Below are 15,749 nucleotides of genomic sequence, written 5' to 3'. Positions count from 1 at the left end.
GTTTCGTTCATACATTATGTTGAAATCTAGTAGAGAAGGGGGCGTATACGCTTAATAATGTGGAAAAGAAACAAGCGAATCGTCCTGTCTTATTAATTGTCATTGCCGCAGTATTTATTATTTTTGTATTCATGTTTCTATCACAATCGGAGAAAGGGGAAAGTTATAGCTCAAATGAGGAACAGCTTGCCAGATTATTAAGTGAAATTCAGTCAGTCGGACAAGTCCAGGTTTATTTTCACTATGATCAACATAGTGAACAGCAATTTCTGTCTGTATCACAACAGCAAAAGCTATCCGGTGTCATCATTGTGGCACAAGGAGCGAATAACACCGACGTGAAAACCATGCTAAAGGAAACAGTTGGGCATGTTCTGCAAATTCCGTCGCATCGTATTCAAGTAGTGCCAATGCAAATTAAGGGGGAAAACAAGTGAAAGTGAAAAAGCGAACAGTTTGGTTCTTAACAGTAGTAAGTTTAGCTGCGGTAATTTCTGTATTTTATATTTTCGAAGACAATACGCCGAATATTTTAACGATTTTCTCTGATGAAACGATTGATGAAACAGATATTTTAGGGGTAAATCAAAACCTGACACAACCTGTTAACTCAGAAAGCGACTTATTCCAAGAAGTACGTTTAGAGTTGGCAAACAAACGCAGCCAGCAAAAAGAACAGCTGACACAAAAGATTGCTGCGGATGAATTTACAGCAGAAGAAAAGAATGAGGCATTCAATGAAATGGATGAACTGATCAAATTGGAATCATCAGAAGCGATGCTGGAAATGCTTATTAAATCAATCGGCTATTCTGATGCCCTTGTCCGTATTGATGGAGATAAAGTAGCTGTACGAGTTATGTCAGATGAAGTATCCGAGAAATTGGCAGACGAAATTTTATATGTGGTGCGCTCTGAATTTAAGGATTATGTAAATGTTAGTGTAGAATTCGAACCTTTTAATTAAGAGAGCGTCATATTATAGTAAAGCAGTAAATGTGTTATATAGCAGTTTGAAATATGTTTCTTTGTCTTAATATACGATTGTTCTGCTTTATGCCTATTTTTGAGCTATTTAAAATTATTTGTTTCAAAATAGTCCGAAAAATTATAAAATAGGGTTTGTATTGTTATTACTTTTTTTTAAGGGAGAGTTAAAGATGTTCAAAGTTCAAGAAATCCGAGAAATTATTAAATTAGTAGATGCTTCATCAATCGACGAGTTTGTATATGAAGCGGACGGCGCAAAGGTTAAACTAAAGAAAAACAACGGTGTTACGGAAGTAGCAGCTCCTAAAAAAGTACAAGAAGCAGCACCGGTTGCAGCAGTAGCAGCACCAGCAGCTCCAGTACAAGTAGAAGCGGCACCAGCACCAGCTCCAAAAGCAGAAGCACCAGCAACACCAGTAGAAAACACGGCTGATTTACATAAAATCACGTCTCCAATGGTTGGAACATTCTACCAAGCTCCAAACCCGGAATCACCGGCATATGTAAAAGTAGGCGATAAAGTAGGCGAAGAGTCAATCGTTTGTATCGTAGAAGCGATGAAGTTATTCAACGAAATCGAAGCTGAAGTTAAAGGTGAAATCGTAGAAATCTTAGTTCAAGATGGCCAGTTAGTAGAATACGGTCAACCATTATTTTTAGTAAAAGCTGAATAAGGAGCGTATATACAAATGAAAAAAGTATTAATCGCAAACCGAGGCGAAATTGCAGTACGTATTATTCGTGCATGTAAAGAGCTAGGTATTCAAACGGTCGCAGTATATTCTGAAGCAGATGCGGATGCATTGCATGTAAAACTTGCGGATGAAGCATATTGTATCGGACCAAAGTTATCGAAAGATTCGTATTTAAGTTTCCCAGCAGTTTTAGGGGTAGCACAAAAAACAGGTGCTGACGGGATCCACCCAGGATATGGTTTCTTGGCGGAAAACGCAGCATTTGCTGAAGCTTGTGAAAACGCGGGTATTAAATTTATCGGTCCTTCTTCGGATGCGATTAAAATCATGGGAATTAAAGACGTTGCACGTGACACAATGGAAGCGGCAAACGTTCCGTTAGTTCCTGGTACAGGCATTGTACCGAATATCGAAACAGGTAAAGAATGGGCTGCGAAAATCGGTTACCCAGTCATCATTAAAGCAACTGCTGGTGGTGGCGGTAAAGGGATCCGTGTTGCACGCACAGAAGAAGATCTTGTAAAAGGAATCGAAATTACTCAAAAAGAAGCAGCGGCTGCATTCGGCAACCCTGGTGTTTACTTAGAGAAATTCATCGAGTATTTCCGTCACTGCGAGATTCAAGTATTAGCGGACAGCCATGGTAATGTTGTACACCTTGGTGAGCGTGACTGTACAGTACAGCGCCGCATGCAAAAGCTTGTAGAAGAAGCGCCGTCTCCGGCACTATCTGAAGAGCGTCGCGCAGAAATGGGCGAAGCCGCTGTAAAAGCAGCATTAGCTTGTAACTATGAAGGTGCTGGTACAATCGAGTTCATCTACGATTACCAGGAAGATCGCTTCTACTTCATGGAAATGAACACACGTATTCAAGTTGAGCACCCTGTAACAGAAATGATCACAGGTGTTGACTTAGTACAACAACAATTAAAAATTGCTTCTGGCCAAGAACTTCCGTTCAAGCAAGAAGACATCAAAATCAACGGCTGGGCAATTGAATGCCGTATTAACGCCGAAAATGCATACAAAAACTTCATGCCTTCAGCAGGTACGGTAGATACGTATGTAGTACCAGGCGGCTATGGTGTCCGTATCGATTCTGCAGTTTATGCAGGTTATACGATCCCACCATATTACGATTCAATGGTTGCAAAACTAATTGTTCATGCGGACACTCGTGAAGAAGCAATTGCAAAAATGAACCGCGCGTTATCAGAATTTGAAGTAGCTGGACCTGGAATTAACACAACAATTCCATTCCACCAAGCTTTAATGAACAACGACGTATTCAAATCAGCGAAATTCAACACGAAGTTCCTTGAAGAAAATGATATTTTAGGCGTGAATGTAAAGGCTTAATCGGCTTTTACGCACGTTTCGACCCTCTAATTTTAAATTAGAGGGTTTTTTCATTTTATTTGAAACTATTTTTCAGTTTGTCCGTCTGTACGTGGGATAGCATTTACATGAATAGGGAAGGGGGCAGAGATTAAGAGGGGAGACAGAGTTACCGAAATGTTACCCTATCTGAAAAGATTGGAATATGTTAACATATATCTGAATCTTTAAATTTTAGAAAATATAAAAGGAAGTGTTATAGGTACATATGAAGAAAATATTTAAACCATTGATCGGTGCAATTGCGATTGGTGCCATTACTCTATCTATCAATACTGATAACAATGTATTCGCGAATGATATAGCAACTGCATGTGATTTTAATGCAACATCGAATGTAAACCCGGATTACGTCACTACGAACTGCCTGTTAACTGAAACAGCACTGAATTATAATGTCCCGCCTGAAATTGTAAAAGCAATTGCAGAAGGGGAAAGTGGGAACTGGCGTCATTTCGATAGCAACGGCCAAGCAATCGTAACAGCCGATAATGGGATTGGCCTCATGCAAATTACGAATCAGGCAGGGTATGATGAAGCAAGACTAAAAAGCGATCTTGTCTACAATATTGAATCTGGCGTAAAAATTCTAGACAAAATGTTTGATCGATCGGACTTACCTAAAATTAACGGTGGTCAACGAGATGTCCTGGAATCTTGGTACTTCGCAATCATGGCTTATAATGGTACGAAGCCGGTAAATAGTCCAGTTGAGCAAGCAACTGGTGAAAGAAATGCAAAAGCCTATCAGGAAAAGATTCTTGGATTTGTTGAGAAGTATGAATTAATCGACTTACAAGTGCTGCCTTTTACAAGTGAAGATTTCCAATATGACTCTAACAGCAGAGATAATATTAAGTTTTTAAAGATGAACTATAACTTTGATTTACCATTAACAAAATCAAAGTATTCTTTTGAAAAAGGTCAAAAAGTAAGTGCTACAACGAATGTAACGGTTAGAACAAGACCAACTACGGATAGTCCTTCTAAGGGGACTTTAAGTAAAGGTGAAACGGTTACTATTTCAGGTCCTTTTGAATATGAAGAAGTAGCTTCTAAGAAAAATCACTTTGTTTGGTATCCGGTGAAAAGAAGCGACGGGTCAGAGGGTTATGTAGCATCGAGTTATTTGGATTTCGTAGATTCAACAGCAACACCTGAACCTACACCAGCACCTGTACCACCAGTAGATTCTAAACCGGATTATTCTTCTTATATTAAACAGTATGCTGATTTCAGCACGACAGCTTGGTGGAAAGATGATATGATCTGGGCAATTGACAAAGGGTACATTCAAGGTGACAGCACAATTCGAAATGCAAAAACAAAAAAATTGGAAACACATTTGTTACCGAACAAACAATTAACAGAAGCGCACTTCCTGACTATCTTCTTCCGTTATGCGGAAAAAGATGCTTTAGCGAATGCAAAGAGCACATCTTCTTGGGGCAGAAGCGGCGTGTATAACTTGGCGAAAAAGTACAATATGCCGGTACTGGCAAGCGAAAAAACAAAAGCCTCAAGAGATTTAGCGGAGAAAGGTATCAGACGCGGTAAATTGGCACAGTTGATGGTTTCGTATTACTATGGGAACACAGTAAGCGAAGACACAGCAATTCAATTTTTCATCAAGAACAGGCTTACTACACAATCAATCAAAGAATTCAAACCTAACGATATTTTAACGCGTGCCCACATATCTGCATTCATACAGCGCTATGATTCATTTGTACAAAAGCAAAAATAATTGAAATGACAAAAACGGTTGCGTCCTCGGCAACCGTTTTTCTCATTTTCAAGCTGTAAAATATTTTATTTGGGGTAAAGTATGAATGGAGAAATAAACTGATCTCAGGCAAGAAACATTAGAGGAATATTACCCTCATGATTATTCTGAAAATAACCAATTTTCCCTATTTAAAAAAATGCTCATAATGCATTGCATTTTACTATAATAACGAATATTATATATAAGTTCTTAAAAATTGTTCGTGTTTTGAAAAGAGGAATGCAAATGTTTCAGTTAAAAGAAAATGGGACGACAGTTAAGCGTGAATTATTTGCGGGATTAACAACATTTTTAACGATGGCTTATGTCATCATTGTTAACCCGATTATTTTATCAGGTGCTGGGGTTCCGGTTGATCAAGTATTTATGGCTACAATTATTGCAGCAGTTATCGGTACAGGCTGGATGGCGCTATGTGCGAACTATCCGATCGCCGTAGCACCGGGTATGGGATTAAACGCGTATTTTACTTATACTGTTGTATTAGCTTCAAATGGAGAGATTACGTATACTACTGCTTTTTCAGCGGTGTTTATTGCAGGTATTTTATTTATTATTATTAGTTTAACGCCATTCCGTGAAAAGCTCATTACAGCGATTCCGGAAAACTTAAAATTGGCGATTACTGCAGGGATCGGATTATTTATCGCGTTCATCGGACTGCGTATGTCAAAAATCGTTGTAGCGGATGAATCCAATTTAGTGAAGTTTGGTGATATTTCAGATCCTGCACCGTTATTGACATTTATCGGACTGTTCATTACAGTCGCATTAATGGCACGTAAAGTGAACGGTGCAATTTTTATCGGTATGATCGTGACGGCAATTATTGCCATGTTCACAGGACAGCTTACAATCGATAAAGTAGTGGCGCTTCCGCATTTACCGGAAGGCATCATTGTACTTAATCCAATCACTGCGATTTCTGAAGTAATCGAATACGGTTTATATGGTGTTATTTTTTCATTCATATTAGTTACATTATTTGATACGACAGGGACGCTAATCGGTGTATCAAAGCAGGCAGGATTATTGAAGGACGGAAAACTGCCGCGCGCTCGTAAAGCACTTGTTTCCGATTCACTTGCAACAACAGCGGGTGCGATATTCGGAACAAGCCCATCTACAGCATATTTGGAATCAGGTTCTGGTGTTGCAGTAGGTGGCCGTACAGGTTTAACAGCATTAACGGTTGCTGTACTGTTCATCGTTGCTTCATTTTTCGGACCGCTTGTCGGTTCATTATCAGGTGTGGCGGCTATTACTTCACCTGCATTAATCATCGTTGGTAGTTTAATGATCGGTGTCGTTAAAAATATGAAGTGGGATGAAATTGAAGAGTCGTTCCCGGCATTTTTAGTCATTTTATCAATGCCGCTTACTTCAAGTATTTCTACAGGGATTGCACTAGGTTTTATTAGCTATCCATTAATTATGCTTATAAAAGGCCGTGGACGCGAAGTACATCCGCTAGTATATATTTTCGCCGTTCTGTTTGTTTTACAGTTAATCTATTTACCGCATTAATCAAAGTGCTGCTTCTTATTGAAGCGGCACTTTTTTATTTAATTTTATTTCAAATAAATAGATGGATTTTTTTTACTTTAAATCGGATACATCTTTTTGACGTTTCTCTAAATACTAATGCAGAGGAAATTTATTAAGGAAGTGATAAAATGCAAAGAAAAAAATGGAAAAGAATTGCTTTTATTTTATTTTTAGTCCTTTTATTTATATTTGCAGCTATGTACGTTTTCAATAGTCTCGGGGAAGCGAAAGGAAGGGACTATTATGAAGAAACAGGTCAAATTATTTGGGATATTCAAACGGATGAAAAGGTAGTGGCCCTGACATTTGATGATGGGCCACATCCGAAATATACTAGCCAAATACTTGATTTACTTGAACAATATGAGGCAAAAGCAACGTTTTTTATCGTGGGGCAATTGGCTGAAAAAAGCCCCGAACTCGTTTTGCGAATGCATGAAAGTGGACATGAGATCGCCAATCATACGTACACACATCCCTTTACAAAATCAGTTTCTCCCATTATGGAAGAGGTTAATCAAACATCCGATACAATTTTCAGTATTACAGGGGTGAAACCGAATTTATTTCGGCCGGTCGAGGGACATTATACAGATGAACTCGTAAAAGAATCCGTTAAAAACGGCTATAAAATTGTTATGTGGTCATGGCATCAGGATACTGAAGACTGGAAAGATCCAGGTGTAAATAAAATAGTAAATACCGTATTGAACGGTCTTGGAAATGGAAATGTTGTGCTTTTCCATGATGGAGGGGGCAATCGGGAGCAGACGGTTCAAGCGTTGGAGAAAATTTTGCCCAAGCTGAAAGAGCAGGGCTACCGGTTTATTACAATTTCACAAATGATCCGATTACAAAATGATACGAAACAACATATCGTAGAGGAGGAGAACTGATGAAATACAGAATTGCATTGATGATGACAGCCATTTTCATCCTAGCATTTATCCCGGTTGCCGATGCATCAGCTGAAGAGGCCACCACCTTGACAAAGGAACAGCTAATGCAAAAAAGGATGGACTATTATATACAGCATGAAAATATATTATTGCCCTGGTATTATCTGGCTGCTGTCGATCAATTTGAACGCAATATCCAGGAAGTGCGAACGGATATACCAAAACGGGAAAGTGACATAGCTATTCAATTTTCGGATGAATTTTGGTCCGGTATTTTAAATCCGGCGGGCGATGATACATCCCCGGTTTCGATTGCCTATTTTAATGGGAACGGTAAGGACGGCAATGGAGATGGTGTGGCAGACCGGTCCGATGATGCCGATGCATTATATACATTAGCGAACTATTTAAGACAGTATGGATATGGTGAGGACAATTTTAAATTGGCCTTATGGGATTATTATCAAAATGAACTTTCGGTCAATCAAATACTTGTAATTGCAAAATTATATGAGAAATTCGGAACAATCAATTTAGATGATCATACATTTCCGTTATCCACTCATGCCGACTACAGCTATAGAGGAACATGGGGAGCAAATCGCGGCTGGGGTGGACGTAGAATCCATGAAGGCACAGATATTTTTGCACCTTACAACACACCGGTCTATTCAACATCATACGGTATAATTGAAGTGATGGGCTGGAATCAGTTTGGCGGCTGGCGTGTCGGTATCCGTGATAACCATAACTCGTACCATTATTATGCACACCTCGCTTATTTCCAGAAAGGGCTTAAAGAAGGCGATATAGTCGAGGCAGGACAAATTATCGGCTATGTTGGAAGTACAGGGTACGGAAAAGAAGGAACAGCCGGAAAATTCCCGCCGCATCTTCATTACGGAATCTATAAATTTAACGGCCGTACAGAGTGGGCTTTTGATCCGTATCCAGCTTTGGCAAGATGGGAAAAAGAAGCGAAGCAAAGAAAACAATAATGAGGTATTCATTCTCGCTGTCTATAAAAGTGACGGTATCCCATATTCAATCCAAGTGGGCTTTTAGTGACATTGCTTCTGTTAACAGAAGTTAAATTTCTGAATAAGCTATGAGAACTTTGCTTTTATAGATAGGAGAAATAACATGAAAACAAACTTCAATTTTTTAGTATTGATCTGCCTTTGTTTACTTACAGGCTGTGAAAAAGAGTCGTATTCTGAGGCTCCCGATACGGTGGAAGAACAAGAACCGCAAATTGAAACTTCGACTACAGCACCTTCGGAGAGTGAAGCGATTGTCGGAGAATATCCGCTTATTTATCCAGCTGTCATAACATTGCTCGATCCGAGAACAATGGAAATCGTGAAATCGTTCACACCGCAATTATTAGGTTATGGAACGGATAACGGACTGTACGAGGCTAACGTAAAAAAAATAGCAAGGGAACTGGCAAGAGGGACTGAAAAAAGGACCGGCTATGATCAAACAATGGTTCTTCATAAAGTCGGGGATAATGGGGATCTTATTGAAGGGATTCCCGGAATCGTATTAAAGGAAAGTGAATTGGTTGAAAAAATTTTAGCAGCTTCACCTAAAGGAGATCATATATTTTTGCCTCTGTATATTTTGGAAACCAATCTGGATATAGATATTCCTTCACTGGATGATGTGACCATTGCATCGTTTACGACTTATTTTAATGCATCAAAAACCGGAAGAAGCGAAAATATCCAGCTTTCCTCTAAGGCAATTCATAATATTTTAGTGGGGGATGGCGATTACTTTTCTTTTAACACAATGGTTGGAGAGCGGACAGTGGAAAAAGGATATCAACCGGCACCTGAAATTATTAATAAGGAACTAGTAATGGGAATCGGCGGTGGAATTTGCCAAACCTCCTCGACATTGTTCAATGCTGTTGATCAGTTAGGAATTCGCATTACCGAAAGGCATCACCACTCATTGAATATCGGGTATGTACCAACAGGCAGAGACGCCACGGTTTCTTATGATTCGCTCGATTTCAAATTCCAAAATACGAGCGGGGCTCCGTTTTTAATTAAATCGTATTACAGTAAAGGTGCGCTGACAATCGCCATCACGACATCGCATCAATATAAAGATCTATTTAAAAAGCAATGACTAACTGCTCTTTATAAAAGGGCGGTTTTTTACTTTGCTGGTGTACCTTGATGGAAGAAAATACGCCATGTACCGTTTTCATTGCGCCAAAGGGAGCTGCGGTTTTGCTTGTTGCCATTTGTGCGATTTGTCGTAACGAATCGTGTTTGCACAATCTGATCTGCAATTGCAATTGCCTGGAAGTCCGTAACGGTAAATAAGGATTCTTCAATGCCTTGTTCTGTTATCTCATTCAGTAGGAAAGATTTATCCATTTTGCCTCCGGAAGACCCGTATTCCAGAAAATCCTCGCTCAAGAGGCGGATAAAGTCTTCCTTTTTGTAATACATGAGTTGCTGTTCAAGAAGCAGAAATTGATTGTTGAGTGCTGTCATAAATTATCCCCCATTCGAATTGACTATCAGTGGAACGATTTTCAATGTAAATCGTTTCTTTACATGGTATGATTTTGTCTTGTAGTTGTAAAGAAGGTTTAAGAAGGTGATTGTTATGTGGGAATCGATAAAATGGTTAATTCCGTCTGTTACCGCACCAACTGTAGCAGATGGTCTGGCGGCTGCAGCAATAATCGTCGCCGGTTTACTCATCATTCGATTCGTAATACGGCCGCTGTTATTTAAAATCGCGGACTTGTTCAATAAAAAAAATCATCCCGTTTTTGGAGACATAACGAAAAGTGTGTATCCATCAATACGTAACGCCATTATTTTCAGCCTTATTGTGATGGCGGTTTCTCTATTAATCGAAGTATGGCTGTTTGATAATACGAAACTTGGTATTTATATCGATTCGGTGTATGTATTTTTTGCGTTTAAAGCGCTGTATGATGTACTCGGTTTTTATTTGAAAAATCCCCACCGATTTGAAACAGGGAAAGATCAGGATATTTTAACACCGTTTTTCCTAAGGATGAGTAAAGTTGCAGTAATGGTCATTGCGATGTTTACAATTGCGTCACTGTGGAACTTTAATTTAAACGGGTTTTTAACTGCGATTGGACTAACAGGTGTTGCGCTCGCATTTGGTATACGTGACACGCTCGCCCATATATTCGGCGGTATGAGTGTTGCCTTGGATAAACCATTCCAAATCGGGGATTGGGTTATGTCGGGAGATGAAAAAATTGACGGCACGATTCAGGATATAAATTTGCGCAGTACGGTCATTCAAACTTCCGATAAAGGAACGGTTTATGTACCGAACTCGTATTTGGTCAACCGACCGATTTATAATTTGTCGACACGGATCGAAAGAAAAGTGGAGCATTTCCTCCATATTTCAAATGAAAATACTGAGGAAAGCATTGTAAAGTTTTTGGAATCGGTACGAGAGCAAATTTCATTGCATCCGAAAATCTCGAAAAAAATCATCCATGTGGCAATGGATGAGCTGATGCCGACAAGCTGTCGTATTCTTATACGATATTTTGTTGAAACAAATGATACGGGCATTATGCTGGAGGTTCGTCAGGAAATATTATTTGTGGCAAAACATTACTGTGAAGTGTATGACATTAAACTTGTTGATCCGAATGACGGTCAGTATGCATGGAATAATGGATGACCGTCGCCAAATTTAGAAAATATGGCGTAACGGTTCTACATCCAACGCGTAATTGTAGTATACTGAACATAAGGATTTAAAGTAACAAGCGTTAGAAATCCATTAGTTTACATAAGAGAGGATGTATCGCAAATGGCTGAGAAACAACAAGTAGCATTCGTACAACCAACACCGGTTGGTAAAGAAGAATTAGGAAAGATTGAAGTCGCGCCAGAAGTAATTGAAGTTATCGCAGGTATCGCTGCAACAGAGGTGGATGGAATCGCTGCAACACGCGGAAATTTCGCATCAGGTGTTGCCGAACGTTTCGGTAAAAAAGTTCATTCGAAAGGCATCAAGTCAGCAATGTCTGAAGAAGGCAATATTGTCATTGATGTATTTTGCACAGTGAAATATGGTTATGCCATTCCAAAAGTGGCGAAAGAAGTACAAACAACGATTCGACAAGCCATTTTAAATATGACAGCCATTGAAACAAGCGAAGTGAACATCCACATTACAGGGATTCAGTTCGAAACTTCAAAAGACGCAGAATAACTGTATAAACAGGAACCGAGTTCATTTAATTGATGCTCGGTTTTTTTGTTTTCTTAAAAATAAAGGATTTAATTTAGAATGTTTTTTCATATTTTTGTGAATTTTAGGATATGAACAAGGTGAAAATAGGGTATAGATTAAAAGCTTCATTTGGTAAGGAGGAAAACGGTATGGGAAACTTTTCTGCAAATGCAAGAGAGCGACTGAAAGAAACATTAATAAAAGACACCTTTGATCTGTTTGTTATAGGTGGTGGGATTACAGGTGCTGGGATTGCGCTTGATGCCGCCACACGAGGATTAAAAGTAGGGCTGGCAGAAATGCAGGATTTTGCGGAAGGCACAAGTAGCCGATCGACAAAACTTGTACACGGCGGCCTCCGTTACTTAAAACAATTCGAAATAAAAGAGGTTGCGGAGCTTGGTCGAGAGCGGGCAATCGTTTATGAAAACGGACCACATGTAACAACTCCTGTATGGATGTTGCTTCCCTTCCATAAAGGAGGGACATTTGGTTCGTTTTCGACAGCGCTTGGATTGAAAGTATACGATATTTTAGCGAATGTTAAAAAGGATGAAAGACGTTTTATGCTGTCCGCAGATGAAACGATTGCCCGGGAACCGCTTATAAAAAAGGACGGTTTGCTTGGCGGCGGTGTTTATGTAGAATACCGTACAGACGATGCACGTCTGACAATCGAAGTAATGAAGGCAGCGGTTGCCAACGGGGCAATCGCAATGAATCACTTGAAAGTTGTCGGGATTGAGGCGAATAACGTGGCCTTTTCTAAAGTGACGGTGGAAGATCAGCTCACTGGTGAACAATATGAGATCCGAGCGAAGAAAGTCGTCAATGCGGCAGGTCCATGGGTTGATGATGTGCGCAAACTAGATGGGGAACTTAGTAACAAGCATCTTATTTTATCGAAAGGTGTGCATCTCGTTTTCGACGAAGATGATTTCCCGTTGCAGCAGGCGATCTATTTTGATACCGAAAAAGATGGACGGATGATTTTTGCGATTCCGCGGGATGGCAAAGCGTATGTAGGGACAACAGATACTTTTTATGAGGGGGACCCTGCAGACATAAAGGTAACGAAAGAGGATCGACAATATATTATGGATGCGATTCATTACATGTTCCCTCAACTTCAGCTAACAGATGATAAAATCGAGTCGTCATGGGCAGGGGTGAGACCGCTTATTCATGAAGAAGGTAAGGGACCGTCGGAAATTTCACGTAAAGATGAAATTTGGCAATCGGATAGTGGCCTTATTACGATTGCTGGCGGGAAACTGACTGGCTACCGTAAAATGGCGGAAAAAATTGTCGACCTTGTCGTAAAACAATTAAACGACGAATACCAGCTGAAATACGGTAAATCGATTACAAAAAATCTTCCTATTTCGGGCGGGGAAACGAGCGGCTCGAAGTTTTTTGAATCGTTTGTTGATAAACGGACGGTGAAAGGCCAGGACCTGGGGTTAACGGAAGAGCAAAGCCGTTATTTAGCGAAATTTTACGGTACAAATGTTGATAAAGTATTCGATTATATTAAACAGGCAAAAGGTAACTTGCCGCCGATTGTTTACGGTCAGCTGTACTATGCGATCAACGAGGAATCTGCATGTACGCCGAGTGACTTTTTCGTTCGTCGTACCGGTGCGCTATTATTTAATATCCACCTGGTAAAACAATATAAACAGCATGTAATTGATGAAATGAGCGACTACCTCAACTGGACTGCTGAAGAAAAGCAGCAGCATACAGATCAACTAGAACAGGAACTACAAAACGTAACAATGACTTAGTGAAAAGAGGCGAAGGGAATGTCAACATTTTTAGCAGAATTAGTAGGAACAATGATCTTAATTGTATTAGGTGGCGGGGTTGTTGCTGGTTCCTTGCTGAAATTTTCCAAAGCGGAAAATAGCGGCTGGGTCGTTATTACGATCGCCTGGGGTTTTGCCGTGGCAATCGGGGCATATACTGTAGGCGGAATAAGTGGTGCGCATCTAAACCCTGCATTGACAATAGCATTTGCAACAATTGGTGACTTCCCGTGGGCGGATGTTCCGATGTATATTATTGCACAAATTTTAGGGGCAATTATTGGCGCAATCATCGTATATATCGCCTATTTGCCGCATTGGGCTCAAACGAAAGATCAAGATGCAAAACTGGCTGTTTTTGCTACAATTCCTGCCATTCGTCATCCATTGGCGAACATGGTAACAGAGATGATCGGAACTTTTATATTATTATTAGGGATTTTGGCATTAGGAGGCAATTCATTGGCGGACGGTATTAATCCGTTGCTTGTCGGTATTATCGTTATTGCGATTGGGATGAGTTTAGGTGGGCCAACAGGGTATGCCATCAACCCTGCCCGTGATTTAGGACCCCGTATCGCGCATTTCTTCTTACCAATACCAGGTAAACGTGATTCGGACTGGTCTTATGCCTTTGTACCGATTGTCGGACCGATTATTGGTGGCGTAACAGGGGCGCTGTTTTACAAACAATTCTTTTTAAATGAAAATTCCGTGGCATTTTGGCTCTTTACAACGTTATTTGTTGTCATTTGTGTCGTTGCATTTATTACACAATCCAAAGCCGCTAAAAAGGAGATCGTATAATGGAAAAATATATTATGGCGTTAGATCAGGGTACGACAAGTTCACGTGCCATTTTATTCAATAAAAAAGGGGATATTGTTCATATAGCACAGCAGGAATTTAAACAATATTTTCCGAAATCGGGCTGGGTTGAACATAATGCAAAAGAAATTTGGAGTTCGATTTTATCCGTAATTGCCAAAGTATTATCGGAAAATAATATCCAGGCGTCACAAATCGAAGGGATCGGCATAACAAACCAACGTGAAACGACGGTTGTGTGGGATAAAAATACAGGGGAACCTGTATATAATGCGATTGTTTGGCAATCACGTCAAACTGCGGGTATTTGCGACTCTTTAAAAGAAGCAGGGCATAATGAGCTGTTCCGCAATAAAACCGGGTTGCTTATTGATGCTTATTTCTCAGGGACGAAAGTAAAATGGATATTGGATAATGTTGAAGGGACGCGTGAAAAGGCGGAAACGGGTGACCTGTTATTCGGAACGATTGATACATGGATTATTTGGAAGCTGACAGAAGGGGCTGTTCATGTAACGGACTATTCGAATGCATCGAGAACATTAATGTATAATATTTACGAATTGAAATGGGATGAGGAATTGCTGGACATTTTAGGTGTTCCTGCATCCATGCTTCCGGAAGTGAAACCGTCATCCGAAATTTACGGTGAAATCGCAGGTAATCACTTCTTTGGTCATCGTGTACCAATCGCTGGTATCGCCGGAGACCAACAGGCGGCATTATTCGGTCAGGCGTGCTATGAAAAAGGGATGGTAAAAAATACTTACGGTACCGGTTGTTTCATGCTGATGAATACAGGTGAGGAAGCGGTAAAATCCGAGCACGGTTTACTTACAACAATCGCTTGGGGCTATGACGGAAAAGTGACATATGCACTTGAAGGAAGTATTTTTGTAGCTGGTTCAGCGATACAATGGCTTCGAGACGGGCTACGTATGTTTAGGAAATCTTCTGAAAGTGAAGCCTATGCAGCTCGTGTAAAAGATACAGAAGGTGTGTACGTTGTCCCGGCATTTGTCGGACTAGGTACACCGTATTGGGATAGTGAAGTGCGTGGTTCAGTATTTGGTTTAACACGCGGCACATCGAAAGAACATTTTATCCGTGCGACATTGGAGTCGCTGGCCTATCAAACACGCGATGTACTGTCAGCGATGGAAACGGATTCTGGCATCGATTTAAAAACACTGCGCGTTGACGGTGGTGCGGTTATGAACGACTTTTTAATGCAGTTCCAGTCGGATATTTTAAACGTTCCTGTTGAACGTGCATCAATCAATGAAACAACGGCACTCGGAGCAGCCTATTTAGCTGGACTTGCTGTCGGCTTCTGGGAAAATCTAGACGAAGTGCAAAAGCATTGGCAACTGAATCGTCAATTTGAGCCGGAAATGGATGAAGAACAACGTGAATCATTGTTCGCTGGATGGCACAAAGCCGTTAAAGCTGCACAGGCATTTAAGTAATAAATTTTACTAGAAAATGAATGATCTAAAAATCGTTTGGTAGCAGATTCCTAATCACT

15 protein-coding genes are annotated in these 15,749 nt (G+C 40.2%); 14 read left to right on the top strand and 1 reads right to left on the bottom strand.

Translation table 11 applies throughout. The features are described 5' to 3' along the window. The first annotated feature begins 59 nt into the window (after positions 1–59). The 9 genes from MKY51_RS10465 (at position 60) to MKY51_RS10425 (ending at position 9,461) form a co-directional block, all read left to right on the top strand. Positions 60–437 (top strand): hypothetical protein, encoded by a 378-nt coding sequence (locus MKY51_RS10465; protein ID WP_339171766.1) that lies wholly within the window; start codon positions 60–62, stop codon positions 435–437. Further along, positions 434–967 carry a SpoIIIAH-like family protein gene (locus tag MKY51_RS10460; protein WP_339171764.1) on the top strand — a complete coding sequence of 178 codons (534 nt, stop codon included), beginning with the start codon at positions 434–436 and terminating at the stop codon, positions 965–967. The genes MKY51_RS10465 and MKY51_RS10460 overlap by 4 nt, the downstream gene beginning before the upstream one ends. 193 nt (positions 968–1,160) lie before the next feature. Continuing rightward, positions 1,161–1,664, top strand: a complete 504-nt coding sequence (accB, locus tag MKY51_RS10455; protein WP_339171762.1) for an acetyl-CoA carboxylase biotin carboxyl carrier protein — start codon at positions 1,161–1,163, stop codon at positions 1,662–1,664. Between the two features lie 15 nt (positions 1,665–1,679). Then, positions 1,680–3,044, top strand: coding sequence for an acetyl-CoA carboxylase biotin carboxylase subunit (gene accC / locus MKY51_RS10450; RefSeq protein ID WP_339171759.1), 1,365 nt, complete (start codon positions 1,680–1,682; stop codon positions 3,042–3,044). 247 nt (positions 3,045–3,291) lie between these two features. After that, positions 3,292–4,830, top strand: a complete 1,539-nt coding sequence (locus MKY51_RS10445) for an SH3 domain-containing protein (protein WP_339171757.1) — start codon at positions 3,292–3,294, stop codon at positions 4,828–4,830. Between the two features lie 267 nt (positions 4,831–5,097). Continuing rightward, complete coding sequence (locus MKY51_RS10440; RefSeq protein ID WP_339171754.1) at positions 5,098–6,399, top strand: NCS2 family permease; 1,302 nt, start codon at positions 5,098–5,100, stop codon at positions 6,397–6,399. A gap of 149 nt (positions 6,400–6,548) precedes the next feature. Further along, positions 6,549–7,316: a polysaccharide deacetylase family protein gene (locus tag MKY51_RS10435; protein WP_339171752.1), complete on the top strand. Its 768-nt coding sequence runs from the start codon at positions 6,549–6,551 to the stop codon at positions 7,314–7,316. Further along, positions 7,316–8,317: a M23 family metallopeptidase gene (locus MKY51_RS10430; protein WP_339171750.1), complete on the top strand. Its 1,002-nt coding sequence runs from the start codon at positions 7,316–7,318 to the stop codon at positions 8,315–8,317. Before MKY51_RS10435 ends, MKY51_RS10430 begins: the two co-directional genes overlap by 1 nt. Before the next feature lie 145 nt (positions 8,318–8,462). Further along, positions 8,463–9,461: a VanW family protein gene (locus MKY51_RS10425; protein WP_339171747.1), complete on the top strand. Its 999-nt coding sequence runs from the start codon at positions 8,463–8,465 to the stop codon at positions 9,459–9,461. A gap of 29 nt (positions 9,462–9,490) precedes the next feature. Here MKY51_RS10425 and MKY51_RS10420 read toward each other — a convergent pair whose 3' ends face one another. Continuing rightward, positions 9,491–9,835, bottom strand: a complete 345-nt coding sequence (locus tag MKY51_RS10420; RefSeq protein ID WP_339171745.1) for a DUF4440 domain-containing protein — start codon at positions 9,833–9,835, stop codon at positions 9,491–9,493. A 115-nt stretch (positions 9,836–9,950) separates the two neighbouring features. On the opposite strand from MKY51_RS10420, the gene MKY51_RS10415 reads away from it, so the two are divergent. The 5 genes from MKY51_RS10415 to glpK all read left to right on the top strand — a co-directional run bounded on the left by MKY51_RS10415 (position 9,951) and on the right by glpK (position 15,690). After that, positions 9,951–11,024 (top strand): mechanosensitive ion channel domain-containing protein, encoded by a 1,074-nt coding sequence (locus MKY51_RS10415; protein WP_339171744.1) that lies wholly within the window; start codon positions 9,951–9,953, stop codon positions 11,022–11,024. Positions 11,025–11,156: 132 nt separating this feature from the next. Beyond that, the gene (locus tag MKY51_RS10410) at positions 11,157–11,561 is read left to right on the top strand and encodes an Asp23/Gls24 family envelope stress response protein (protein WP_339171743.1); all 405 of its coding nucleotides are present in this window, start codon (positions 11,157–11,159) and stop codon (positions 11,559–11,561) included. Positions 11,562–11,731: 170 nt separating this feature from the next. Then, positions 11,732–13,372 (top strand): FAD-dependent oxidoreductase, encoded by a 1,641-nt coding sequence (locus tag MKY51_RS10405; protein ID WP_339171741.1) that lies wholly within the window; start codon positions 11,732–11,734, stop codon positions 13,370–13,372. Between the two features lie 18 nt (positions 13,373–13,390). Further along, on the top strand, positions 13,391–14,200 hold the full coding sequence (locus tag MKY51_RS10400) for an MIP/aquaporin family protein (RefSeq protein ID WP_339171739.1): 810 nt from the start codon (positions 13,391–13,393) through the stop codon (positions 14,198–14,200). Further along, a complete protein-coding gene (gene glpK, locus MKY51_RS10395; RefSeq protein WP_339171738.1) occupies positions 14,200–15,690 on the top strand; it encodes a glycerol kinase GlpK in 1,491 nt (496 codons plus the stop codon). The genes MKY51_RS10400 and glpK overlap by 1 nt, the downstream gene beginning before the upstream one ends. The last annotated feature ends 59 nt before the right edge of the window (positions 15,691–15,749 follow it).

Source organism: Solibacillus sp. FSL R5-0691, assembly GCF_037974225.1.
Lineage (GTDB): Bacteria > Bacillota > Bacilli > Bacillales_A > Planococcaceae > Solibacillus.
This window is presented reverse-complemented; position numbering and strand designations above follow the sequence as displayed.

What these genes read in the sequence shown, in the direction of transcription:
- accB (WP_339171762.1), top strand. Translation starts at nt 1,161, where the DNA reads ATGTTCAAAGTTCAAGAAATCCGAGAAATTATTAAATTAGTAGATGCT.
- accC (WP_339171759.1), top strand. Translation starts at nt 1,680, where the DNA reads ATGAAAAAAGTATTAATCGCAAACCGAGGCGAAATTGCAGTACGTATT.
- MKY51_RS10445 (WP_339171757.1), top strand. Translation starts at nt 3,292, where the DNA reads ATGAAGAAAATATTTAAACCATTGATCGGTGCAATTGCGATTGGTGCC.
- MKY51_RS10440 (WP_339171754.1), top strand. Translation starts at nt 5,098, where the DNA reads ATGTTTCAGTTAAAAGAAAATGGGACGACAGTTAAGCGTGAATTATTT.
- MKY51_RS10435 (WP_339171752.1), top strand. Translation starts at nt 6,549, where the DNA reads ATGCAAAGAAAAAAATGGAAAAGAATTGCTTTTATTTTATTTTTAGTC.
- MKY51_RS10430 (WP_339171750.1), top strand. Translation starts at nt 7,316, where the DNA reads ATGAAATACAGAATTGCATTGATGATGACAGCCATTTTCATCCTAGCA.
- MKY51_RS10425 (WP_339171747.1), top strand. Translation starts at nt 8,463, where the DNA reads ATGAAAACAAACTTCAATTTTTTAGTATTGATCTGCCTTTGTTTACTT.
- MKY51_RS10420 (WP_339171745.1), bottom strand. Translation starts at nt 9,835, where the DNA reads ATGACAGCACTCAACAATCAATTTCTGCTTCTTGAACAGCAACTCATG.
- MKY51_RS10415 (WP_339171744.1), top strand. Translation starts at nt 9,951, where the DNA reads ATGTGGGAATCGATAAAATGGTTAATTCCGTCTGTTACCGCACCAACT.
- MKY51_RS10410 (WP_339171743.1), top strand. Translation starts at nt 11,157, where the DNA reads ATGGCTGAGAAACAACAAGTAGCATTCGTACAACCAACACCGGTTGGT.
- MKY51_RS10405 (WP_339171741.1), top strand. Translation starts at nt 11,732, where the DNA reads ATGGGAAACTTTTCTGCAAATGCAAGAGAGCGACTGAAAGAAACATTA.
- MKY51_RS10400 (WP_339171739.1), top strand. Translation starts at nt 13,391, where the DNA reads ATGTCAACATTTTTAGCAGAATTAGTAGGAACAATGATCTTAATTGTA.
- glpK (WP_339171738.1), top strand. Translation starts at nt 14,200, where the DNA reads ATGGAAAAATATATTATGGCGTTAGATCAGGGTACGACAAGTTCACGT.